Below are 23,368 nucleotides of genomic sequence, written 5' to 3' on the forward strand. Positions count from 1 at the left end.
ATGCGGCGACAAAGCCGCCGCATGGCGGTTTTCACCGGCGTCAAATCATTTAGGATTGCCGGGCATCGCGACGAGGAGAACGCATGACGGTTGGCCGAACGCTTCTGAGGTCCTTTCTGGTTGTGGGCGCCCTCGCAGGCGGCCTGCAGGCATCCTTCCCCCAGGAATGGCACACCACCTCTTCGCTGATCGGCCCCTCCAAATATGGCGAGAACTTCCAGCGCTACGATTATGTGAATCCGGATGCACCGAAGGGCGGTACCTACAATTCGGTCGTTTCCGGCACGTTCGACAGCTTCAATCCCTACGTCGTGCAGGGCTCGCCGGCGGCCGGCCTGCAGCCATTTGGCGGCGGCCTGCTCTACGACACGCTCATGGATCAAGCGACTGACGAAGGCAGCGTCAGCCACCCGCTCATCGCCGATGCCTACAAGTACCCTACCGACTATTCCTCGGCCACCTACCGGCTCGACCCACGGGCGAAATGGCATGACGGACAGCCGATCACCACTGACGACGTGATCTGGTCGTTCCAGGTGCTGAAGGCCAACAGCCCGATGTACAGCCGCTATTTCGAAAACGTCACCGACGCCGTCGCTGTCTCGGACCGTGAGGTCGAGTTCCACTTCGACCAGAAGGGCAATCGCGAACTGCCCAAGATCCTCGGCGACCTTGTCGTGCTGCCCAAGCATTGGTGGGAAGGCACCGACGACAATGGCAAGAAGCGCGACATCACCAAGGGGACGCTGGAGCCGCCGCTGGGCTCGGCTGCATACAAGATCGCCAGCTTCAAGGCGGGGTCGGAAATCGTCTGGCAGCGCGTCCCCGACTATTGGGGCGCCAAGCTGGCTGTGAAGATCGGCCGGGAGAATTTCGACACGCAGCACTTCACCTACATTCTTGACGACAACGCCTCCTGGGAGGCGTTCAAGAAAGGTGGCCTCGACGATATCAAGCCGGAAAACAGCTCGAAGCGCTGGGCGACATTTTATGATTTCGCGGCGATCAAGGCCGGCGATGTGATCAAGCAGGAGTTCAAGACCACCTCGCCCGAGCCGATGCAGGCTTTCATGCTCAACCAGAGACATAGGTTGTTTGCCGATCGTCTGGTCAGGGCCGCGCTCACCTACCCGTTCGATTTCGAATCGATGAACCGCACGCTGTTCTTCGGTTTCAACACTCGCACCCACAGCTATTTCCAGGGCACGGACCTAGCCTCTAGCGGCTTGCCGCAAGGCAAGGAATTGGAGATCCTGGAGAAGTACCGCGACAAGCTGCCGCCGGAAGTATTCACCCAGGAATTCAAGTTGCCGGTCTACGATTCGCCGCAGGCGGAGCGCAAATATCTGAAGCAGGCGGTCGACCTGTTCGCCCAGGCCGGCTGGGTGATCAAGGGCGGCAAGATGGTCAACGCCAAGACCGGCGAGCCATTCAAGTTTGAAATCCTAGGCTCGAATGAAACCGACCAGGTCATTTCCAGCCCCTGGATCGCCAATCTGCGCAAGATCGGCGTCGATGCGACACTGCGCATCGTCGACCCGAGCCAGTACACCAACCGCGTCAGAAATTTCGATTACGACGTCATCACAGGACAGCTCCAACAGTCGGAATCGCCCGGCAACGAGCAGCGCGATTTTTGGAGCTCCAAGTCCGCCGGCACACCGGCATCGCGCAATTATTCCGGCATCAAGAACCCGGTCGTTGACGCCCTTGTCGACCGCATCATTTTTGCCACGGATCGCGATGACCTCGTCGCCACCACCCATGCGCTCGATCGCGTGCTGCTGTGGAATTACTATGTGGTGCCGCAATACTATCGCGCCGTTGTGTGGCTGGCTTACTGGAACAAGTTCGGCATTCCGGAAAAGCAGCCCGGCTACCGTGGCGCCGATATCGATTCCTGGTGGATCGATGCGGACAAGGAAAAGGCCCTGGCCGCCAAGTACAAGGGCAGCAATTGATGGCGGGGCTCCCTCGCCGCGATTTCCTGGCCCTCAGTGGCGCCGCGGCTGTTGCTGCGCTGCTGCCGGGCAAGGCTTTCGCCGCCAGCCCAACCCGCGTGAAACTGCATGGACTGTCGGCTTTCGGCGACCTCAAATACAAGCCGGACTTCACTCATTTCGACTATGTCAATGTCGATGCGCCGCAAGGTGGCGTCTTCAACTTCCTGCCGCGCAACTGGCTTGCCAACCAGACGCCGCTGACCTTCAACACGCTGAATTCGTTCGTCCCCAAAGGCGATTCGCCCCAGCGCACGGAGATGTGCTTCGATTCACTGATGGTGAGAGCGTACGACGAACCTGACGCCGTTTACGGGCTGATCGCTGACGGCGTGACGATTTCCGACGACCGCAACGACTTCACCTTCTCGCTGCGCCCGCAGGCCCGCTTCCATGACAGCACGCCATTGACCGCAGAGGATGCCGCCTTCACCTTCAAGCTGCTCAAGGACAAGGGGCACCCGTACTATTCCCTGCCGCTAACGCATCTGGATGACGGGATTGCCGTGGATGCCCACACGCTGCAGCTTAGGTTTTCCGGCAAGCAGACAAGCCGCACCATCCTCAACGTCGTCGAGTTCCCGGTCCTGTCGAAGGCGTTCTACACGACCAACCCGTTCGATTCCTCGCAGATGAACCCGCCGTTGGGGTCAGCCGCCTACAAGGTCGGTCGCTGGTCGGCAGGGGCCTGGATCGAATATGAGCGTGTGGCTGATTATTGGGGCAACGACCTGCCGGTCAATCGCGGCCAGAACAATTTTCAGCGGATTCGCGTTGAGTTCTATCAGGACCGTAGCGTTGCCTTCGAAGCGTTCAAGAAGGGAGAAATCCTCTACAGGGAGGAATTCACCTCGCGCGTCTGGGCGACCGGCTACGACTTCCCAGCCTTCACTGCCGGCAAGGTGGTGAAGCACGAATTCCCGGCCGAAACGGTGCCTTCGATGCAGGGCACCGCCGTCAACCAGCGGCGCGAGCAGTTTCGCGACTCGCGCGTGCGGCAGGCGATCGGGCTGTGCTTCGACTTCGAATGGACGCGGCGCAATTTCTTCTACGGTTCCTATGAGCGCTCGCAATCCTGCTTCGAGAAATCCGAATTTCGCGCCGAGGGCAGACCGTCGCCACAAGAATTGGCTCTTCTTGAGCCGCTGCGTGAGCAGATTCCCGCCGAGGCTTTTGGCGAAGCCGTGATCCAGGACGCGTCGAACGGCTCCGGCCGCGACCGGCAGTTGCTTGGCAAGGCGGCCAAGCTTCTGGCCGAGGCCGGCTGGAAACGGTCCGGCAATTTCGTCGTGAACGACAAGGGTGGTCGGTTGTCCGCAGAGTTTCTTGTCGACGACGAAGTCTTCGAACAGGTCTACTCGCCCTGGGTCGAAAACATGAAGGCGGTCGGCATCGATGCCTCGATCCGGCTGGTGGATGCCGCGCAATATCAGCTGCGGCAGAATTCGTTCGACTACGACCTCGTCTCGGTCGCGGCCTCGTTTCCGGCGACGCCAACCCGTGATGACCTCGAAACCATTTTCCATTCGCGAGCAGCTACCGTATCGGGCTCTCGCAATCTGCCGGGAACGTCGAGCCCGGCCATCGACGCCCTGGTTGACGCCGCAGGTGCCGCCGAGGGTCGCGAAAGCCTGACAATTGCCATGCGCGCGCTCGACCGGGTCTTGCGTGCACGGAGGGATTGGATTCCAAGTTGGTTCCTGGCGAATCATCGAAGCGCCTATTGGGACATGTTCGGTTTTCCCGAGCGGAAACCCGATTTCGACTTCCCGGTCGAAGCGCTGTGGTGGGTCGACAAGGGCAAGGCGGCAAAAATTGGCAAAGGGTAGGCTGTTGCGCGGCACTTTACCCTCCCCCTCGTGGGGAGGGTCGGTGAGCACTTCGTGCGCAGCGCGAATGGCGAACCGGGGTGGGGGTGTGACGGCGTACGCCGGATCGAGACTACCCCCACCCCGCTCCGCTTCGCGGATCGACCCTCCCCACAAGGGGGAGGGTGAAAGCTGATGGGCGCCTACATACTGCGCCGTATCCTGCTGATGATACCGACCCTGTTCGGCATCATGGCTGTTGCTTTCGTCGTCACTCAATTCGCACCGGGTGGACCGGTCGAGCAGGTCATCGCCAGCCTGACCAACCAGGGCGGCAGCGACCGCCTCGGCAGCGGCGGCGGCGATGCAGGAGGCGGCGGCAATTTCGATGTGGCCGGCGATGTCGGTTCGAAGTACCGCGGCGCGCAAGGGCTCGATCCTGAATTCATCAAGAAGCTGGAAAAGCAGTTCGGCTTCGACAAACCACCGCTCGAACGCTTCGGCATGATGCTGTGGAACTATGTCCGCTTCGATTTCGGCGACAGCTATTTCCGTGACATCTCGGTGCTCGATCTGATCCTGGAAAAGATGCCGGTGTCGATCTCGCTTGGGCTGTGGATCACGCTGTTGTCCTATCTGATCTCGATTCCCCTTGGCATCCGCAAGGCGGTCAAGGACGGCTCCGCCTTCGACGTCTGGACCAGCGGCGTGATCATCGTCGGCTATGCCATACCGGCCTTCCTGTTCGGCATATTGCTGATGGTGCTGTTCGCGGGCGGCTCCTTCTGGGACTGGTTCCCACTGCGCGGCATCGTCTCCGACAATTGGGACCAATTGTCGTGGCCTGACAAGATCGTCGATTATTTCTGGCACATGACCTTGCCGCTGACGGCGCTGGTGCTGTCGGCCTTCGCGACGACGACGCTGCTGACCAAGAACTCCTTCCTGGAAGAGATACGCAAACAGTATGTGGTGACGGCCCGTGCCAAGGGCCTGTCGGAGCGGCGGGTGCTTTACGGACATGTGTTCCGCAACGCAATGCTGATCGTCATTGCCGGCTTTCCAGCGGCCTTCATCTCGGCCTTTTTCACCGGCTCGCTTTTGATCGAGAACATCTTTTCCCTCGACGGTCTCGGGCTGCTCGGTTTCAGGTCCGTGTTGGCGCGCGACTATCCGGTCGTGTTCGCCAACCTCTATATATTTTCGCTACTTGGCCTGTTCGTGACGCTGTTGTCCGACCTGATCTACACATGGGTCGATCCGCGCATCGATTTCGAGCGGAGAGACGTCTGATGACGCAGGCTGCAGCCGAGATCACACCGACAAGGATCGCCCGCCCCTGGCTGTCGCCGCTCAACAAGCGGCGCTGGCAGAACTTCAAGGCCAACAGGCGCGGCTACTGGTCGTTGTGGATATTCCTCGCTCTGTTCGTGCTGTCGCTGTTTGCCGAACTGATCGCCAACGACAGACCGATCGTCGCCTACTACAAAGGCGAGATCCTGTTCCCGGTGGCGGTCGCCTACCCCGAGGAAAAATTCGGCGGCTTCTACGCCGTCACCGACTATCGCGACCCGGTCATCCGCGACGAGATCAACGCCAATGGCTGGATGATCTGGCCGCCAATCCGCTATTCCTACCGCACCGTCAACAATGCGATCCCCGACGCCGCTCCCGCAAAACCGTCATGGGAATACGACGCGCAGAGGCGATGCAGCCAATATCCGCAAGGCGCTGCCGATCCTGACTGCATTGTCGGCAACTGGAACTGGCTGGGTACCGACGACCAGGCGCGCGACGTGCTGGCGCGCATCATCTACGGGTTCAGGATTTCCGTGCTGTTCGGGTTGATCCTGACCGCGGGTTCGTCGGTTATCGGCGTCGCCGCCGGCGCGCTGCAAGGGTATTTCGGCGGCTGGACCGACCTTCTCTTTCAACGCTTCATAGAAATCTGGTCGGCGATACCGCTGCTGTATCTGCTGCTGATCGTCGCTGCCATCCTGCCGCCGGGCTTCTTCATCCTGCTCGGGCTGATGCTGCTCTTCTCCTGGACGTCGCTTGTCAGCGTGGTGCGCGCCGAATTCCTGCGCGCGCGCAACTTCGAATATGTCAACGCGGCCCGCGCGCTTGGTGTGTCCAACCGCACCATCATGCTGCGCCATCTTCTGCCCAATGCCATGGTGGCGACGCTGACCTTCATGCCTTTTCTGGTCAGCGCCTCGATCTCGACACTGACCTCGCTCGACTATCTCGGCTTCGGCCTGCCGCCCGGCACCGCGTCGCTCGGCGAACTGCTAAAACAGGCGCAGAGTAACCTCAATGCCCCCTGGCTCGGTATATCGGGCTTCATCGTCATCTCGCTGATGCTGTCGCTGTTGGTGTTCATCGGTGAAGCAACGCGCGATGCTTTCGACCCGCGCAAGGCGTTCCGATGAGCAGCGAACTCCTGCTCTCCGTCCGCGATCTCAGCGTTGCCTTCACCCAAGGCGGCAACGAGTCGACCGCCGTCGACCACATCTCCTTCGATCTCGCCAAGGGCGAGACGGTGGCGCTTGTGGGCGAATCCGGTTCCGGCAAATCGGTCTCGGCGCTGTCGGTGCTGAAGCTTCTGCCCTACCCGACGGCCAGCCATCCCTCGGGCAAGATCCTGTTCCAGGGCGCCGACCTTTTGGCGATGAACGAAAAGCAGTTGCGCAGCGTGCGCGGCAACAAGATCACCATGATCTTCCAGGAGCCGATGACCTCGCTCAATCCGCTGCACACGATCGAGCAGCAGATCGTCGAGATCCTGGCGCTGCATCAGGGCATGGGCGACCGCCAGGCCAAGGCGCGCACGCTGGCGCTGCTCAACGAGGTCGGCATTCGCGAACCGGAAAAGCGGCTCGACGCCTATCCGCACCAGCTGTCCGGCGGCCAACGCCAGCGCGTCATGATCGCCATGGCGCTGGCCAACGAGCCTGAACTGCTGATCGCCGACGAGCCGACGACGGCGCTCGACGTCACTGTCCAGGCGCAGATCCTCGAATTGCTGGCGGGGCTGAAGAGCCGCAAGGGCATGTCAATGCTGTTCATCACCCATGATCTCGGCATTGTCAGAAAGATCGCCGACCGCGTCTGCGTGATGACCAAAGGCAAGATCGTCGAGACCGGGCCGACCAGGGACATCTTCGCCAACCCGCAGCACGCTTATACCAAGCACCTCCTGGCCGCCGAGCCGAAGGGCAAGCCGCCGGCCGCCAACGACGCCGCCAAACCGGTTATGACCGGCAAGGACATCAAGGTTTGGTTCCCGATCAAAAAGGGTTTCTTTCGCACCACCGTCGACAATGTGAAGGCTGTTGACGGAATCGACGTCACCGTACGCGCCGGCCAGACGCTAGGCGTCGTCGGCGAATCCGGCTCCGGCAAGACGACGCTCGGCCTGGCGCTGGCGCGGATGATCTCATCGACCGGCACCATCCAGTTCAACGGCAGCGACATCGACCAACTTTCCTTCAACGCCATGCGGCCGCTGCGCCGCGAGTTGCAGATCGTTTTCCAGGACCCGTTCGGCTCGCTCAGCCCGCGCATGTCGGTCTCGGAGATCATCGAGGAAGGCTTGAAGATCCATGAGCCGAAGCTGTCGCCCGACCAACGCGACGACAAGGTCGTCGCCGTGCTGAAGGAGGTCGGGCTCGATCCGGCGACCAGGAACCGCTATCCGCATGAATTCTCCGGCGGCCAGCGCCAGCGCGTCGCCATTGCGCGCGCCATGGTGCTCAATCCGCGCTTCGTCATGCTGGACGAACCGACCTCGGCGCTCGACATGAGCGTGCAGGCGCAAGTGGTCGACCTCTTGCGCAATCTGCAGGCCAGGCACGACCTTGCCTATCTGTTCATCAGCCACGATCTGAAAGTCATTCGCGCCCTTGCCAATGACGTCATCGTCATGCGCAATGGCAAGATCGTCGAAGCCGGCCCTTCCGAACAGATTTTCGAGCGCCCGCAGACCGACTATACGAAGGCGCTGATCTCGGCCGCGTTCAAGATCGAGACGGCGCCAGTCGGTATCGTTAGCGAATAACAGGGAATACAATCCGCAAATGGAAAAAGGCAAAATCCTGCTTGCCGTCACCGGCTTTCATCCGCAGCGCTGGCGCGAGCTGCTGTCGGCCGAGCGCGAAGTGGTGCTGGAGCCGGACGGCGCTTCGGATCCGTCGATCACCTATGCGGTGGTGTGGAAGCAGAAGCCGAACCTACTGAAATCGCTGCCCAATCTGCGCGCAATCTTCTCGATCGGCGCCGGCGTCGACCACATCTTCGCCGATCCCGGCCTGCCCGATGTGCCGATCGTCAAAGTGGTCGCTGACAACCTGACGCAGTACATGACCGAATATGTCGTCTGGCGCGTGCTCGACCATCACCGCCAGGGCATGCTCTATCGTGCGCAGCAGCCGAAGAAGACCTGGCACGAACCGCCGCAGCGGCCGGCCGGTGACATCTCGGTCGGCATTATGGGGCTCGGCAATCTCGGCCGCGCGGCGGCATCGGTGCTGTTGTCGCTCGGCTTTGCCGTCAATGGCTGGTCGCGCAGCGACAAGGCCATGAAAGGCGTTGCGACCTACGCCGGAGAGGCCGGGCTGATCCCCTTCCTCAACGCCACCGACATACTGGTGGTGCTGTTGCCGCTGACGCCGGATACGCACGGCATCATCAATTACGGCGTGCTGAAGGAATTACGCAAGCGCAACGGCCTCGGCGGCTCGGTGCTGATCAATGCCGGGCGCGGCCGGCTGCAGAAGGACGCCGACATCTTGCGCGCGCTGGACGACGGCACGCTGAAGGAGGCGAGCCTCGACGTGTTCGAGGTCGAGCCGCTGCCGAAGACCAGTCCGCTATGGAGTCACCCGAAAGTGTTCGTGACGCCGCACGCGGCGGCGACCTCCGACCCTGTCCACCTGGCGCCGAGCATGTTGCGGCAGATGGATGCCTTCGAGCGCGGCGAAAAGCTTGATAACGTGGTCGACCGCAAGGCGGGGTACTGAGGAAGTTCAGGTTCAGCTCGGCAGGGTGAACTTCTTCTGTTTGTTGGGCTTGCCGCAGTCGCGGCGGACGATCGAGCGGTTCATGGCGTCGATCTTGCCACTTGCCAGATCAGTATCGCGCTTGCTTTTGGAGCGCATATCCGGCGTGAACGGGCCGAAGCCCATCGCCGGATTGGAGAAGCTCGGCTTGGCGTCCGTCGACAGATGGTATTGCTGCGCCAGTTCGTTGCGCTGCGCCAGCAACTGGTCGCAAGGCACGTTGTCATATTGCAGCGACGATTGCACGTCCTGGTCCTGCCGCTCCGACATCGAACTGCCCATGCAGCCGGTCATTGCCAGGCAAGACACCAAGACCATCATGTTCCAGCGCATGTGTTCCTCCTCAATGCCTGCCGAGGGCTTTTCCCGGCTTGTATCCTACCTGATGCCGCGCCAGCCGCAAAAATCCTATTCACGTTTTCGAACAAGACGAGACATCAACCCTTGGACGAGGGCACCGCCAGCGCGGCAAGCCCGTCGACCGGCTGGCGGCGATCCCAGCGGATGACGGTCGGCTGCATCGACAGCACCGACAGGCCGTTTGCGGCAAGCACCCGCTCGACATAGGCTTGAGAATGGGCGTAGCGACGAGACGGCTGCAGCGCGAAACCGGCGTCGCCGCCCGCCCCGCCCTTGGCTGGCGTTTCGACGGAAAAGGCAAACAGGCCATTGGTGGCCAGAATGCCCGCGACGGTCTTCATCACGCGATCGAGCGCGCCGACATAGATGAACACGTCGGCCGCCACCACCAGATCGGCTTTCGGTCCGGCATAGGCGAAATCCTGCAGATCGGCCTTGGCGAGCAGATCGTAGACGCCTTTGGCGCGGGCCTTTTTCAGCATGGCGGCGGAGATGTCGTAGCCCTCCAGCCGTTCGGCGACCGGCCGCAGTTTCTCGCCCATCAGACCGGTGCCGCAACCAAGGTCGAGCGCCAGCGAAAAGCGGCCCGGTCTTGCCGCGCGAATGGCGCGATCGAGAAACTCCGGCAGCCGGTAGCCGAGCTTGTCGACCAGCGAGTCCTCGAAAGTCTCGGCATAGTGGTCGAACAGCGTCTCGACGAAGGCGCTGGGTGGCGCTGCGGCAGCCGGCGCCTTGCCGATCAGCTGCAGCTTCAGCGCAGCGCCAAGGCGATCCGCCGGGTCGAGTTTCAGCGCCGTCGCCCAGGCTTGAGCCGCCACGTCGAGCCGCTCGGCCGTCTCCTGCATCTCGCCAAGACGGAACCAGCCCGCCGCCCATTGCGGCGCCAGCTCCAGCGCGCCGAGCAGCAGCTCCGCCGCTGCCGCGTGCTCGCCCGAGCCGAAAAGCATCTCGGCATAGTCGGCGCGACGGTCGGCGGTCAGGTCGCCGGACGAGATTTTCAGCGGTTGCATGGCGATGGCCCCGCCGGCTGATGCGGCCGGTGGCTGGCTGTAGGCCGAGTCAGCAGTCTCTTGCAACAGGCTTCCCGCGCTGGAATTAGCCACTATCTTGACTGGATGCGCGCCAGCGACCTGCTCCATCCCCGGCCTGAAGGCCTTTATTGCCCATGCGGCGATTTCTTCATCGACCCGGTGCGGCCAGTCAACCGGGCGTTGATCACGCATGGCCATTCCGACCATGCCCGATCCGGCCATCGTTCGGTGCTGGCGACGCAGCAGACGCTCGACATTATGGGGTTGCGTTATGGCGAGGATTTTGCCGGGACAACGCAAGCGGCCGTGCTTGGCGAAGCGATGGCGCTGAACGATGTCAGCGTCACCTTCCATCCGGCCGGCCATGTGCTGGGCTCGGCGCAGATCGCGGTCGAGCACAAGGGCAGGCGCATCGTCGCCTCCGGCGACTACAAGCGCCAGAAGGACGCGACCTGCGCACCGTTCGAACCGGTCCAATGCGACGTCTTCATCACCGAGGCGACCTTCGGCCTGCCGGTGTTTCACCATCCGCCCGACACGGAGGAGATCGCCCGGCTGCTCAAATCGGCGGCGCAGTTTCCCGAGCGATCGCATCTGGTCGGCGCCTATGCGCTGGGCAAGGCACAGCGGGTGATGCGGCTGCTGCGCGATGCCGGTTATGACAGGCCGATCTATATCCACGGCGCGCTGGCCAAGCTCAGCGAATATTACCAGAGCCAGGGCATCGACCTCGGCACGCTGGAGCCGGCAACCGTCGACAGCGGCGGCAAGCAGGATTTCACTGGGGTCATCGTTGTCGGCCCTCCATCGGCCTTCGCCGACCGCTGGGCGCGGCGCTTTCCCGACCCGATCTCGTGCTTCGCCTCGGGCTGGATGCGCATCCGCCAGCGCGCCAAGCAAGGCGGCGTCGAACTGCCGCTGATCATTTCCGACCACGCCGACTGGGACGAACTGACCGCCACCGTCAAGGAGACGGGCGCCGGCGAAATCTGGGTGACGCATGGCCGCGAGGAAGCGCTGGTGCGCTGGTGCGAGCTGGAAGGCATCGCCGCCAGGCCACTGCACCTTGTGGGCTATGAGGACGAGGGCGATTGATGGTGATCACCAGCGCCGCGACCCGTTGCGCCCCCCTCTGTCCTGCCGGACATCTCCCCGTCAAGGGGGCATATTGGCAGCTCCAATGCCGGCTCATCTCCGCCAATATCGGAGATTGGCCAAGGCCGGCGCGACATCCGATCTTCCTCCTTGAGGGGGAGATGGCCGGCAGGCCAGAGGGGGGTGCCTCGCGCCGGTTTTCACCATTGGCGTGGGGCGACGCATGAACCGTTTCGCCGAACTCCTCGACCGCTTGGTGCTGACGCCGTCGCGCAATGGCAAGCTGACGCTGCTCGTCGACTATTTCCGCAGCGTCGAGGACCCCGACCGCGGGCTGGCGCTGGCGGCGATCACCGGCGACCTCAACATTGCGGCGGTCAAGCCGGCGATGCTGCGCACGCTGGTCACCGAGCGCATGGATCCGGTGCTGTTCGGCTATTCCTACGACTATGTCGGCGACCTTGCCGAAACCGTCTCGCTGGTTTGGCCGCAAACGCCGGGACATATCCCCAACCGGGAGCCGACGCTTGGCGATGTCGTGGCGACGCTGCAGGCGGCGAGCCGCTCGGACGGACCCAAGGTGCTGGCCGGGCTGCTCGACAGCGCCGGCATTTCAGCGCGCTTTGCCATCATCAAGCTGGTCACCGGCGGCTTGCGCATCGGCGTTTCGGCGCGGCTGGCCAAACAGGCGCTGGCCGATTTCGGCAAGGTCGATGTCGCCGAGATCGAGGAGCTGTGGCACGGGCTGACGCCGCCCTATATCTCGCTGTTCGCGTGGCTGGAAGGCAAGGCCGAGAAGCCGAAGCGGACCGCACTTGCCCTGTTCAGTCCGGTGATGCTGTCGAACCCGGTCGGCGACGGCGACCTCGAAAAGCTCGATCCGGCCGACTATGCCGCGGAATGGAAATGGGACGGCATCCGCGTTCAGGCGGTGTGCGAGGGCGGCGTGCGCCGGCTCTATTCGCGCACCGGCGACGATGTGTCCGGCGCATTCCCCGATCTCGCCCAGGCAATGGATTTTTCCGCCGCGCTCGATGGTGAATTGCTGGTCGGCGAGCCGGTGGCGACCGGCACCTTTTCGGACCTGCAACAGCGGCTCAATCGCAAGAGCGTGGCCCCGAAGATACAGCAGCAATACCCGGCCTTCATGCGCTGCTACGATGCGCTGCAGATCAACGGCGAAGATTTGCGCGCGCTACCTTTCCGCGAGCGGCGGGCCCGTCTTGAGGCCTTCATCACAACGCTGGACCCGCACCGTTTCGATCTGTCGCCATTCGTCGAATTCCGGGATTGGCAAACGCTGGAGGAACTGCGCCGCGCGCCGCCGCACCCGATTATCGAAGGCGTGATGCTGAAGCGCTGGGATTCGCCCTATCTCGCGGGACGGCCGAAAGGGCCGTGGTTCAAGTGGAAGCGCGATCCGCACACGGTCGATGCTGTGCTGATGTATGCGCAGCGCGGCCATGGCAAGCGGTCGAGCTTTTATTCCGACTATACGTTCGGCGTCTGGTCGGGGCCGGAAGGCGCGGAGGAATTGGTGCCGGTCGGCAAGGCCTATTTCGGCTTCACCGACGAGGAGTTGAAGCAGATCGACAAATTTGTCCGCGACAATACGGTCGAGCGTTTCGGCCCGGTGCGCTCGGTGCGCGCCGACCGCAGCCAAGGCCTGGTGCTGGAGGTGGCGTTCGAAGGTCTCAACCGTTCGACCCGCCACAAATCCGGCGTTGCGATGCGATTTCCCCGCATCTCACGGCTGCGCTGGGACAAGCCGACCGCCGAAGCCGACCGCATCGAGACGCTGCAGGCGCTGCTTGATCGCTAGGCGGCGCTTACGGTTCGATCGAAACGCGGATCTCGTAGATGTCGACCGCCTTGCCCTGCTTGTCGAAGTCGGAATTGATGGCGATGCTGCCGGCCGCGCCCGGGGGCTTGTCGGGGAATTTCACGTCGAACAGATATTCGTTACGCTGCTGGCCGACCGCATAGCGCTTGCGGCCGCAGTCGCCGAGATCGCCGAAATTGCAGTCGACGGAGATCTGCGTGTCCTTGCCGTCCTCGGCGCGGGCGACGATGTCGAACACGGCATGTTTGCCGGCAAGCTTCTCCAGCACGCCCTGCCCGACATCGAAGCTGATGGCCGAGCCGGAAGCACCGGAGCGGATGCGCAGGAAGGAGCCGGTGTCGTCCTGCACGACATCGGCCTTGGCGTCGGACGGGGTCGCCACATGCGTTGGATCGGTGGGTGTAAACACGTTGATCCAGTCGCGCGTCTGTTCGGCGACACCAGGCTGCTGCGGCGCGCCAGGCTGCTGCGGCTCAGTTGTATCGGCAGGCGGCGTGAAGTCGTCATCGTCGACGGTCGGCGGCGCTTCGGGCGGCGCCGTGTCGAGCTGCGCCGGCGTCTTGAAGACCCCGGTCTGCACGGCGAAATAGAGGCCGATGCCGGCGGCGGCGAGCAACGTCACGCCAAAGAAGATCGCCGTCAGCGGCAGGCGGCGGCCCCTTATCCGCCTTTCATCACGGTCAGGCGCCACTTCCGCCGCGGCCTCGGCCGGCGCGGAATCGGCCATATCGATCGCCGGGGCGCCGGGCAGCGTGGCGTCAGGCATGATGTCGGGGACGACCGGCAGCACGCGCGAACGCGGCGCGTCGGATGCCTCGGGCTGAACCGGTTCATCAACGACGATCGCCGGCGACGGTCCGGCCGCGACACCTGTCGGGGCATCGACCGCGGGCGCTTCGGCGGCGCCCTGTACGGCGTCTTGCGGCTGCGCAACGCGTTGCGTCAGCGCGGTATCTTGTGTCTGCGCAGCGCTCTGCGTCTGCGCAGCGCTCTGCGTCGGCGCGGCGACATCGGGGACCGCGGGCAGGAATTCGGATTCGATCTCGGCGATCTTTTCCTGCACCGCCTTACGGCGCTTGATGGCGGCTTCCACCGTCACGCCGGGATTGGCCTGGAGCACGCGGTCGAGCGCCGCGAAAGCCGACCGATAGACCCGCTCGCGAAATGCCCGGTCCTCGGCGTTGCCTTTCTCGAAGGCGTTGCGGATCGCTTTTTCGATCGCGTCCAAAAGCGAATTCCCCTGTCCGTTCGCTTACATTGCCATGATCGTTAGCCGCAGGCGACCAATCAATCAACGGGCGAGCGCCCGCATTCTGCCTTACAGGCCTGTTCAAGGCCCATTTCGATGCGTTTTGGCAATAAAATCAGTCCGTTTTGCCGCCTTGCCGGGCAGTTTGTGCGCAGTCCACCGCGACGTCTCCGCGTAGCCGAAAAAGCAAATGAGGCGGTGGCTCATTGCGCGCCAATGGAAAATGCCGGGACGAATTGCCGGATGCCGGCTCGAAATCGCGGTTGCCCATCTTGAATTAGCGGCCGGTTGAGTCTATCACCCAGCCGATCCTGGAACCTCGCGCTTCCCGGGCCGCTTTAGCTCAGTTGGTAGAGCACATCATTCGTAATGATGGGGTCAGGTGTTCGAGTCACCTAAGCGGCACCAGTTCTCCATCCGACGCAAGCGTGACGGCAGGTGCAAGGCTAATGCACGTCACTCCCTACACCAACACCGGCACTTCCTGTCTGCCTCGTCGACATGCGCCATATGGCCGCCGCCACAGGATTGCGTCGTCAGACGCTTGACCATCGACTATGCTGCATCGCGCAAGATCGACAGCCTAGAGAACCCGACAATACAAGCATAATTTATAAGATACAAAACCACTATCTTGGAGTAATCTTCGTCAATTTTGACCTATATCAGACACTCCGGATTATAGTTGTGTAATTAAACCGTGCCTTTTCTGACATGGTACTACTGCTCATGCAGCATTGCGGACGTGAAAAACCCTGATCGACGCAACGCACTCGCAAATCATACCCATTTTTAGCACTAACTCACACAAATATTACAGCTCGATAGATATTTTGTGTTGCACTGCACCATTGCCCGGTTGCACCATTTCTTGGGGGATTTGGTACTGGGAAGTGCGCCGTGGAGGATTCCGCCAAGTTGATCAGCTTGAATTTTTCGCTGGCCAGCACCGATTTCGAGGCTGCCCCGCGCACAAGGCGCGGGTTTGATGTTGTCGGCGCACTCTCGACGCTGGCAGGCCTCGACCTGAGGCCCGGAATGCAGGGCCGCTGGCTTCATCGGAGATTTCAGACCGGCGGAAATGGCTGATGGCGGTCGCGCGTGACAATCAGTTGGACGCTCTGCGCGCCATCGCTGTCACGATGGTTCTCTATTCCCATTTCCTTGCACCCAACGGGTCCTCCTTTTGGGGCCACATCGGGGTGCGGCTTTTTTTTGTGCTGAGCGGCTTCCTGATCACACGACTGCTGCTCGAAGCGCGCGCCGCGGCCGAATTCAAAGCCGGCCCTGCATTGAGTTCCTTCTACATCAGGCGCGCGCTGCGCATATTCCCGCCCTATTTCGCCGTGCTTGGGTTCGTCTGGCTGACCGATCTGGAGCAGTCCAGTGGATCGCTCGTCTGGCATGCGCTTTACCTGTCGAATTTTTGGTACGCGCTGCGCAACGAATGGACGCCCTGGCTACTCTGCCATTTCTGGAGCCTGAGCATCGAGGAGCAGTTCTATATCGCCTGGCCGCTGGTCGTGCTTCTCGCACCCCGCCGGCGGGTGGAAGCGATCACTATCGGCGTCATCCTGTTGTCGCTGGCCTATCGCTTCTACTGGCCGATCACCGCCACCCCGGCGCTAGCGCGCGACCTGCTGCCGCCAGCATCGATGGACGCGCTGGCGTTTGGTGCTTTGCTTGCCTGCCGGCGGACCAGAGGCGCCGGCCTGCCGCAATGGATGCGGCTAGGCTGGCCAGCCCTTGCGGCTGTCTTCCTGGCGATTGAGTGGCTTATCCCTGCGCCGGCCGATCCTATGCTGGAATGGGCCCGCTGGGCGTTACTGCAGATCCTGCCCCTAGTGCCGCTGGTGGCCGTTGTCGCCGCCTGTTCAGCCGGCCTTGGCGGCGTCCTCGGCAGGGTTTTCGAACTGCCACCGCTGCTGTCACTGGGCCGCATCAGCTACGGCGTCTATCTTTACCATCCGATCCTTCTTTCGCTCGCCGTCAAGTCACAGCCCTGGATCCCGCTCAATGTCTCGGAGCAGGGGCCAGGGCGTTTCCTGGTCGCGAGCACCGCCACGATCGCCGTCGCTTCGATCTCGTGGACGGCTTTCGAAAAGCCGCTCAACGGCCTCAAGCGCCGCTTCCCCTATGTAGCGCGCCGCCGCTCCCAGGCACGCTCTGGCGATGCCGGCTGGCTCGGCAGGGCGGCGGACGCCTATCCCGGCGGATCCCCCGATGGCCGCGCCGCACTCGAACTCCGGCGAACGGATGCGCAGAGATGACCACCGCGCCGCTCGTCTCCGTCCTGCTGCCGGTCTACAATGCCGGGCCTTATCTCACCGCTGCGCTGGAGAGCATTCTGCGGCAAGACTACGATCGCCTGGAGGTCATCGCTATCGATGACGGATCGACTGACAACTCGCTCGAGATTCTCGAACGATACCGCCGGGCAGACAATCGCGTTTCTGTCATCTCGCGTGAGAACCGCGGCCTCGTCGCCACCCTCAATGAAGGGCTACGACTGGCCCAGGGCGAGCTTGTTGCGCGAATGGATGCGGACGATGTCGCCTATCCCCGGCGCCTCTCGCGCCAGGTCGCACTGTTCGAGCGGCGGCCCGATCTCGGCTTCTGCGGCGCCTGCGTCGATACCTTGCTTCACGGCCGTATCGCCAAAGGCAGGCTAGACCCGGTGTTCCGGCTCGGCCGGCTCGACATATTGTCGATGTTCTTTACGATATTCTTACATCCGACGGTGATCTATAACAGGAAGGTTATTGGGAACAACGATCTCTATTACGATCCAAAATATAGGCATGCCGAGGATTTCGATCTCTTCAGACGGCTTGCCGGCCGTTTCCCGGCGACCATATTGCCCGATAGCCTGCTCGTCTATCGCATCCATGCGGGAAGCGTGACCATGCGGCATGCCAAGGAAATGCGCAGGACGCATTTGCGGATCGTGGCCGAAAATCTCGAGCGTGAGGGGCTTGCGGAAACCACAGCGGATCTGCGCGACATCGGCGACGCCGTCTCTTTCGACACGGTTTCGCGCGCAGCCGATTTCATCCGTGCGCTCGAAGAGCGGATTTCCGAGCTGCCGACCGACACACGGCCAAGCTTCGAGGCAGGCGCGCTGAACCTGTTCTATTTCCTCTACCAACTCGTCGGCGACGAAGGAGAACCGCCGCTGACCCACGAATTGCTCACGCGGACGGCGAGATGGAATTTCATCCGGCGCCGCGAACAATATGCGCTGCGTCCCGGCGTCTGGGCGCCTTGGCTCAGCCTGCTCTCGATAAGGGCCGGAAAGCGGGCGGACGCGGTGGCGTACTTCTTCAAAACCACGCCGGCCGAAGCGGTGCTTGCGCGTTATCAGCGGGGACTGGTATGACCGACAGGCCCCACCCGCTCCTGCGCGATCACCAGTTTGCGAGTGCACCTGTCCCGACATCTCCCCGATCGGAGCGGCCGTCGCTCGAGGTCAGTTTCATCGTCTGCACGCGCGACCGCGCCGCTGTGCTGGAGGCTTGCATAGCCTCGATCCAGACCGCATGCCGGGTGCACGCCACCTTCGCGGCAGAGTTGGTGGTGGTCGATAATGGTTCACGGGACGGCACGTCAAAGCGGCTGGCCGCTATCGCCGAAACTTCCGACATCCCAGTCACAGCCGTCTCGGAGACTCGCCCCGGACTAGCCGCTGCCCGCAATGCCGGATTGGCGCGAGCGCGAGGCCGCGTGCTGGTCTTCGTCGACGACGACTGCAAGCTCGACCGCGACTATCTCCGCGACCTGGAGCGGCACTACCGGAGTGGCGAGAAGTGGCTGATCCGCGGCGGCCGGGTCGAGCTCGGTGATGCCCGGGACCTGCCCTTCACCATAAAGCTCCGCGAGGCAAGCGAGCGGCTGACCCCGGCGGTCCACCCCGGCGGCTTCGTGCTCGGCTGCAACATGACCATGCACCGCGACGTCGCGGCCCGCATCGGCTCGTTCGACGAACGCTTCGGCGCTGGCGGCCCGCTACGCTCGGCTGAAGATACTGATTATCTCGTGCGGGCGATGCTGCTCGGCATGCCGGTCGAGTATGTGCCCGACATGACGGTCTTGCATCATCACGGCCGGCGAGACCGCAAATCGATCGACAGGCTGCACCGCGACTATAGCCTCGGTAATGGTGCGCTGTGCCTGAAACATGTCCGCCACGCCCCTTGGCTGCTTCGCCATGTCTATTGGTCCGCGCGGGCCGCGTTCAGGGAACTGGCGGGCCGTCCTCGCTTTGACCGCGACCTCGATCTGTCGCACTGGCCTATTGTTGTTATGAATCTGGCAGGTGCCGCCAGATTTGCGCTGCTCGTCATGATGGGATGGCCAAAACGGCTGCCGCTGCGCCACGACCGAGAAGCCAGCGAAGCCAATGCGGAGGCCAGAGCGCGATAATGTCACTGATTCCGTCAGCCCTGCCAATGCTGCGCCGCGCGCTTGGTGGCAGGCTGTTGCGGCTCGTTCCCGTCGTGGTGGGGCTCGGGCTTGCGGGCGCCGCGCTGGAAGGCCTCGGCATCGGTCTCATCATTCCGCTGCTCGGCATCATTATGGGACGTGGCGAAACATCAGGCATGGCCGGTTTCTCCGCCCTCCTCCAGCAGGTTGGAGCGGACCTCGGCGAGCGCCAGCGGCTGATCGCCATTTCGGCCGCGATCCTCGGTTCGATCGTACTGAAAAATGTCTTTGCCTTCGCCAACACTCTGCTGACCAGCTACATCTACGGCAAGGCAGGTTATTCGATCCGTAGCGCACTGTCGGAGCAGTTGCTCAGGGTCGGCTACCCCTTTTTCCTGCAGCAAAGCCCCGGGCGGCTGCTCAACATCATCTCCAACGAATCCTGGCGAGCATCCGACGCTATCCAGGCCCTGCTCGGCGCGATCGTCAGTGCCTCGGCCGCCGTCATCCTGCTCGCCTTCCTCCTGCTCCTCTCTTGGCAGATGACGCTGCTGGTGACTCTAGGGCTGGCGCTTGTCCAGCTGGCGCACGGGGTTTTGTCGTCCAATCTGAAGGCGCCGAGCCGCAGCGTCGTCTCGCGCAACAGCGCACTGGCGTCGCAGATGCTGCATCTGGTGCATGCCGGGCGCCTGATTCGCATCTTCGGGCAGGAGAACCGCGAAAAGGCGGTCTTCGCCAAAGCGTCCGACGGGGTGCGGCGGGCGGCTTTCGTGCTTTCAATCCGCCAGGGCGTCTTGCCGCCACTGACCGAGGTATTGCACGCGATGCTGTTCCTGGCGGTGGTGATCGGAGCCTGGCTGGCGAATGTAAGCTTCCCGCTGACCGTCGCCTTCCTCATCCTGCTCTACCGACTGCAGCCGCATATGCGGGCCTTGCAGATGTCCTGGAGTCAGTTGCAAGGCATGAGCGGCTCGCTGGAGGAGGTACAATGGCTGCTCGATCCTTCCGACAAGCCCGAGGCGCCGCAGGGCAGCCTGCCGTTCGACGGCTTGCGCCAAGGGATCAGCTTCGATGATGTGAGCTTCGCCTATTCCGGTCCCCTGTCAGGCCCCGACGCGCGCGAGGCGGTGCTGCATAAGGCGGTGTTCGATATCCGCAGCGGCCGCTCGACGGCGCTGATCGGCCGCTCGGGCGCCGGCAAGACGACGATCGTCAATCTCCTGTGCCGCTTCGTCAAACCCGACAGCGGCAGGATCCTCGTCGATGGGGCACCGCTCGATGAAGTCGACCCAAGCCAGTGGCGGCGGAACATTGCCCTGGCCAGTCAGGAGCTGGAACTGGTCGATGGCACCATTTTTGAAAACATTATCTACGGCTACGACACGGCCTCGGCCAGCGACGCCATGCGCGCCGCAAGGCTGGCCGAGGCACATCAATTCATCGAGCACCTGCCGCAGGGTTACGCGACGCTGGTCGGATACCGGGGCATCAACCTGTCAGCCGGACAAAGGCAAAGGATCGCCCTGGCGCGGGCGCTGGTGCGCGATCCCGATATTCTCATCCTCGACGAAGCCACCAGTGCGGTGGATGGGTTGTCAGAAGCCGCTATTGTCGAGACGCTGAAGTCGCGGGCCGGCCGCCGCACCACCATTGTCATCAGTCATCATTACAGCACCATATCGTTCTGCGACGACGTGGTGATCTTGAGCCGCGGTCGGGTGAAAAAACAGGCCCCCTTCGCAACCCTGGCAATGCTCAGCATGGACGAGCTTTACCAGCACGGAGCGGGTGAGTGATGGGGCGCACCCCAACCTGCGACGCGGCTTACGCCCGGCAGCTCGCAGATCGCGATCAATCCTGCCGGCAAACCACCGCCGCGACGCATTTCCGATTGTTCAAAAACAATTCTCGGTGAGAGGTCAGGCGGCCTTCTTCTTCGCCAGCCGCGCCTTGATCGAGGCGACGTCGGCGCGCGGCGTCGCGGCGAACAGCGTCCTGGTGTAGTTGTGCTTGGGGTCGGCGAAGACCTCCTCGCGCGAGCCGTATTCGACGGCTTCGCCGAAATACATCACCATCACATCGTCGGCGATGTAGCGCACGACCGACAGATCGTGGCTGATGAAGACATAGGTCAGCTGGAATTCGTCCTGCAGGTCGGCGAGCAGGTTGAGCACCTGCGCCTGCACCGAAAGATCGAGCGCGGAGACCGGTTCGTCAAGCACCAGCAGGCTCGGGTTCAGCATCAGCGCGCGGGCAATGGCGATGCGCTGGCGCTGGCCGCCCGAGAACATGTGAGGATAGCGATTGTAGTGCTCGGTTCCGAGGCCGACTTTCTTCAGCATCCTCATGGCGAGGTCGCGCCGCTCTTCGGCCGGCTTGTCGGTGTTGATGAGCAGCGGCTCGCCCAGCACATCTCCGATCTTTTGGCGCGGATTGAGCGATCCGTAAGGGTTCTGGAAGACGATCTGCACCTTGCGGCGCATCTCCCTGGTCAGGCCGTTCCTTGCGATGTCGACCTTGTTGCCGTCGATGAACAGTTCGCCCGACGTTGCCGGATCGATCAGCGTGATGATGCGCGCCAGCGTTGACTTGCCGCAGCCCGATTCACCGACGATGGCCAGCGTCTTGCCCTTGTCGACGCTGAACGAGACGCCCTTGACCGCATGCACGGTGCGCGCGCCGCGAAACAGGCCGCCGCCGACGTGATAGTCGCGCACGATGTCCTTGCCTTCGACGACCTTGATGCTCATCAGACGCCCCCGGCAGCCGGTTCGAACAGCATGTCCGAGACGGTCGGTAGCCGGTCGCCGACGGCATTTTCCGGCAGCGCCGACAAAAGCGCGCGGGTGTAATTGCTCTTCGGCGATTCAAACAGCGACAGCACGTCGGCCTCTTCCATCTTGCGGCCCTTGTACTGGACGATGACGCGGTCGGCGGTCTCGGCGACGACGCCCATATTGTGGGTGATCATGATCAGGCCCATGCCGTATTTGACCTGCAGCGAGACCAGCAGGTCGAGGATCTGCTTCTGGATGGTAACGTCGAGCGCGGTGGTCGGCTCGTCGGCGATCAGAAGCTTGGGATTGCAGGCGATGGCGATGGCGATCATCACCCGCTGGCACTGGCCGCCCGACATCTGGTGCGGGAACGAGTTCAGCCGTTCGGCCGGCTCGGCAATGCCGACCTGCGTCAGCAATTCGATGGCGCGCTCGCGACGCTGGGCCTTGTCCATGCCCATATGGAAGCGCAGCACTTCCTCGATCTGGAAGCCGACGGTGAAGCACGGATTGAGACTGGCCATCGGCTCCTGGAAGATCATCGACATGTCCTTGCCGACGATCTTGCGACGGTCGGCCGGGCTCATCTTCAGAAGATCGCGACCGTTGAAGCTCATCTGGTCGGCAGTGACCGTCGCCGTCCACGGCAACAGCCCCATCACAGCCAGCATCGACACCGACTTGCCGGAGCCGGATTCGCCGACGATGGCCAGCACTTCACGTTCGTTCACATGGAGCGAGACGCCATCGACCGCGCGGAACGGGCCGGATGCGGTCTGGAACTCGACGACGAGATTGCGGATGTCGAGCAGCGCCATTACGACCTCCTCAGCTTCGGATCGAGCGCATCGCGCAGACCGTCGCCGATCAGGTTGATGGCAAGCACGGTGATGAGGATGGCCAGACCGGGGAAGGTCACCACCCACCAGGCGCGCAGGATGAATTCACGCGCCGAGGCGAGCATGGTTCCCCATTCCGGTGTCGGCGGCTGGGCGCCAAGGCCGAGAAAGCCGAGAGCGGCCGCCTCCAGGATGGCGTTGGAGAAGGACAGCGTGCCCTGCACGATCAGCGGCGCCAGGCAGTTGGGCAGGATGGTGCGCAGCATAAGCCTTATATGGCCGGCGCCGGCGACCTTGGCGGCGACCACATATTCGCGGCTCTTTTCGGCCATGACGGCAGCGCGCACCAGACGGGCAAAGTGGGGTTGCAGGACAAGCGCGATGGCCAGCATGGCGTTGAACAGGCCGGGGCCGAGGATGGTGACCAGAACCAGCGCCAAGAGCAGCGACGGGAAGGACAGGATCAGATCCATGACCCGCATGATCGCCACGTCGACCCAGCCCCGGAAATAGCCAGCCAAAAGGCCGAGCGTGATGCCGCCGACAAGCGCCAGCGTGACCACGACGGCGCCGATGAGCAGCGAGAAACGCGCGCCATAGAGCAGGCGCGAGAGCATGTCGCGGCCGACCGCGTCGGTGCCAAGCAGATATTCCATGCTGCCGCCTGCCTGCCAGGCCGGCGGACGCAAGAAAGCGGTCTTGTCCTGGATGTCGGGCGCATAGGGCGCGAGCAGCGGTGCAAAGAGCGCGGCCAGCACCAAAAGGATGAAGACGAACAGGCCGATGACGGCGCCGCGGTTTACCGAGAAATAGTGCCAGAAAGTCCTGAAGCCGGTCAGTCGGTCAGGGTTGCCGGCGGCCATCGGGGCGATTTCGGTCGACTG

The 23,368-nt window shown here is 62.7% G+C and carries 19 protein-coding genes and 1 tRNA gene; 14 read left to right on the forward strand and 6 right to left on the reverse strand.

Annotated features, from left to right (window positions below; genetic code table 11):
• Window positions 1-83 precede the first annotated feature (83 nt).
• The 6 genes from ACYG9R_RS07540 to ACYG9R_RS07565 all read left to right on the forward strand — a co-directional run bounded on the left by ACYG9R_RS07540 (window position 84) and on the right by ACYG9R_RS07565 (window position 8,829).
• Window positions 84-1,961 carry an extracellular solute-binding protein gene (locus ACYG9R_RS07540; protein WP_023725788.1) on the forward strand — a complete coding sequence of 626 codons (1,878 nt, stop codon included), beginning with the start codon at window positions 84-86 and terminating at the stop codon, window positions 1,959-1,961.
• A complete protein-coding gene (locus tag ACYG9R_RS07545) occupies window positions 1,961-3,829 on the forward strand; it encodes an extracellular solute-binding protein (protein WP_023712586.1) in 1,869 nt (622 codons plus the stop codon). The genes ACYG9R_RS07540 and ACYG9R_RS07545 overlap by 1 nt, the downstream gene beginning before the upstream one ends.
• Before the next feature lie 174 nt (window positions 3,830-4,003).
• Window positions 4,004-5,101 (forward strand): microcin C ABC transporter permease YejB, encoded by a 1,098-nt coding sequence (locus ACYG9R_RS07550; protein WP_023712587.1) that lies wholly within the window; start codon window positions 4,004-4,006, stop codon window positions 5,099-5,101.
• Window positions 5,101-6,240 carry an ABC transporter permease gene (locus ACYG9R_RS07555; RefSeq protein WP_023682037.1) on the forward strand — a complete coding sequence of 380 codons (1,140 nt, stop codon included), beginning with the start codon at window positions 5,101-5,103 and terminating at the stop codon, window positions 6,238-6,240. The genes ACYG9R_RS07550 and ACYG9R_RS07555 overlap by 1 nt, the downstream gene beginning before the upstream one ends.
• Window positions 6,237-7,868: an ABC transporter ATP-binding protein gene (locus ACYG9R_RS07560; RefSeq protein ID WP_023823778.1), complete on the forward strand. Its 1,632-nt coding sequence runs from the start codon at window positions 6,237-6,239 to the stop codon at window positions 7,866-7,868. Before ACYG9R_RS07555 ends, ACYG9R_RS07560 begins: the two co-directional genes overlap by 4 nt.
• A gap of 19 nt (window positions 7,869-7,887) precedes the next feature.
• Window positions 7,888-8,829: a 2-hydroxyacid dehydrogenase gene (locus ACYG9R_RS07565; RefSeq protein WP_023669506.1), complete on the forward strand. Its 942-nt coding sequence runs from the start codon at window positions 7,888-7,890 to the stop codon at window positions 8,827-8,829.
• A 12-nt stretch (window positions 8,830-8,841) separates the two neighbouring features.
• Here ACYG9R_RS07565 and ACYG9R_RS07570 read toward each other — a convergent pair whose 3' ends face one another.
• Window positions 8,842-9,201: a hypothetical protein gene (locus tag ACYG9R_RS07570; protein WP_023669505.1), complete on the reverse strand. Its 360-nt coding sequence runs from the start codon at window positions 9,199-9,201 to the stop codon at window positions 8,842-8,844.
• A 104-nt stretch (window positions 9,202-9,305) separates the two neighbouring features.
• Window positions 9,306-10,238 (reverse strand): class I SAM-dependent DNA methyltransferase, encoded by a 933-nt coding sequence (locus tag ACYG9R_RS07575; protein WP_023823779.1) that lies wholly within the window; start codon window positions 10,236-10,238, stop codon window positions 9,306-9,308.
• 105 nt (window positions 10,239-10,343) lie between these two features.
• Between ACYG9R_RS07575 and ACYG9R_RS07580 the strand changes: the two genes are divergently transcribed.
• Window positions 10,344-11,354 carry a ligase-associated DNA damage response exonuclease gene (locus tag ACYG9R_RS07580; protein WP_023712591.1) on the forward strand — a complete coding sequence of 337 codons (1,011 nt, stop codon included), beginning with the start codon at window positions 10,344-10,346 and terminating at the stop codon, window positions 11,352-11,354.
• 223 nt (window positions 11,355-11,577) lie between these two features.
• On the forward strand, window positions 11,578-13,176 hold the full coding sequence (locus ACYG9R_RS07585; protein WP_023669502.1) for a cisplatin damage response ATP-dependent DNA ligase: 1,599 nt from the start codon (window positions 11,578-11,580) through the stop codon (window positions 13,174-13,176).
• A gap of 7 nt (window positions 13,177-13,183) precedes the next feature.
• On the opposite strand, the gene ACYG9R_RS07590 is transcribed toward ACYG9R_RS07585, so the two are convergent.
• On the reverse strand, window positions 13,184-14,425 hold the full coding sequence (locus ACYG9R_RS07590; RefSeq protein ID WP_023823780.1) for a hypothetical protein: 1,242 nt from the start codon (window positions 14,423-14,425) through the stop codon (window positions 13,184-13,186).
• A gap of 353 nt (window positions 14,426-14,778) precedes the next feature.
• Between ACYG9R_RS07590 and ACYG9R_RS07595 the strand changes: the two genes are divergently transcribed.
• The 6 genes from ACYG9R_RS07595 (at window position 14,779) to ACYG9R_RS07620 (ending at window position 20,664) form a co-directional block, all read left to right on the forward strand.
• A tRNA-Thr gene (locus ACYG9R_RS07595) sits at window positions 14,779-14,854 on the forward strand.
• A 492-nt stretch (window positions 14,855-15,346) separates the two neighbouring features.
• Entirely contained in the window at window positions 15,347-15,535 is a 189-nt protein-coding gene (locus tag ACYG9R_RS07600; protein ID WP_023682045.1) for a hypothetical protein, read from the forward strand.
• Window positions 15,535-16,716: an acyltransferase family protein gene (locus tag ACYG9R_RS07605; RefSeq protein ID WP_023740784.1), complete on the forward strand. Its 1,182-nt coding sequence runs from the start codon at window positions 15,535-15,537 to the stop codon at window positions 16,714-16,716. The genes ACYG9R_RS07600 and ACYG9R_RS07605 overlap by 1 nt, the downstream gene beginning before the upstream one ends.
• Entirely contained in the window at window positions 16,713-17,825 is a 1,113-nt protein-coding gene (locus ACYG9R_RS07610; RefSeq protein ID WP_023823781.1) for a glycosyltransferase family 2 protein, read from the forward strand. Before ACYG9R_RS07605 ends, ACYG9R_RS07610 begins: the two co-directional genes overlap by 4 nt.
• Window positions 17,822-18,868, forward strand: a complete 1,047-nt coding sequence (locus ACYG9R_RS07615) for a glycosyltransferase family 2 protein (RefSeq protein ID WP_023712595.1) — start codon at window positions 17,822-17,824, stop codon at window positions 18,866-18,868. The genes ACYG9R_RS07610 and ACYG9R_RS07615 overlap by 4 nt, the downstream gene beginning before the upstream one ends.
• Window positions 18,868-20,664, forward strand: coding sequence for an ABC transporter ATP-binding protein (locus ACYG9R_RS07620; protein WP_027049321.1), 1,797 nt, complete (start codon window positions 18,868-18,870; stop codon window positions 20,662-20,664). Before ACYG9R_RS07615 ends, ACYG9R_RS07620 begins: the two co-directional genes overlap by 1 nt.
• A gap of 123 nt (window positions 20,665-20,787) precedes the next feature.
• Here the strand turns inward: ACYG9R_RS07620 and ACYG9R_RS07625 are convergent, their stop codons facing one another.
• The 3 genes from ACYG9R_RS07625 to ACYG9R_RS07635 are packed head-to-tail and all read right to left on the reverse strand — an operon-like array spanning window position 20,788 to window position 23,347.
• A complete protein-coding gene (locus ACYG9R_RS07625; RefSeq protein ID WP_023682050.1) occupies window positions 20,788-21,618 on the reverse strand; it encodes a dipeptide ABC transporter ATP-binding protein in 831 nt (276 codons plus the stop codon).
• Window positions 21,618-22,463, reverse strand: coding sequence for an ABC transporter ATP-binding protein (locus ACYG9R_RS07630; RefSeq protein WP_023692618.1), 846 nt, complete (start codon window positions 22,461-22,463; stop codon window positions 21,618-21,620). The genes ACYG9R_RS07625 and ACYG9R_RS07630 overlap by 1 nt, the downstream gene beginning before the upstream one ends.
• Window positions 22,463-23,347, reverse strand: coding sequence for an ABC transporter permease subunit (locus tag ACYG9R_RS07635; RefSeq protein ID WP_050485757.1), 885 nt, complete (start codon window positions 23,345-23,347; stop codon window positions 22,463-22,465). The genes ACYG9R_RS07630 and ACYG9R_RS07635 overlap by 1 nt, the downstream gene beginning before the upstream one ends.
• Window positions 23,348-23,368: the final 21 nt, after the last annotated feature.

This window comes from Mesorhizobium sp. RSR565B, from assembly GCF_054719465.1.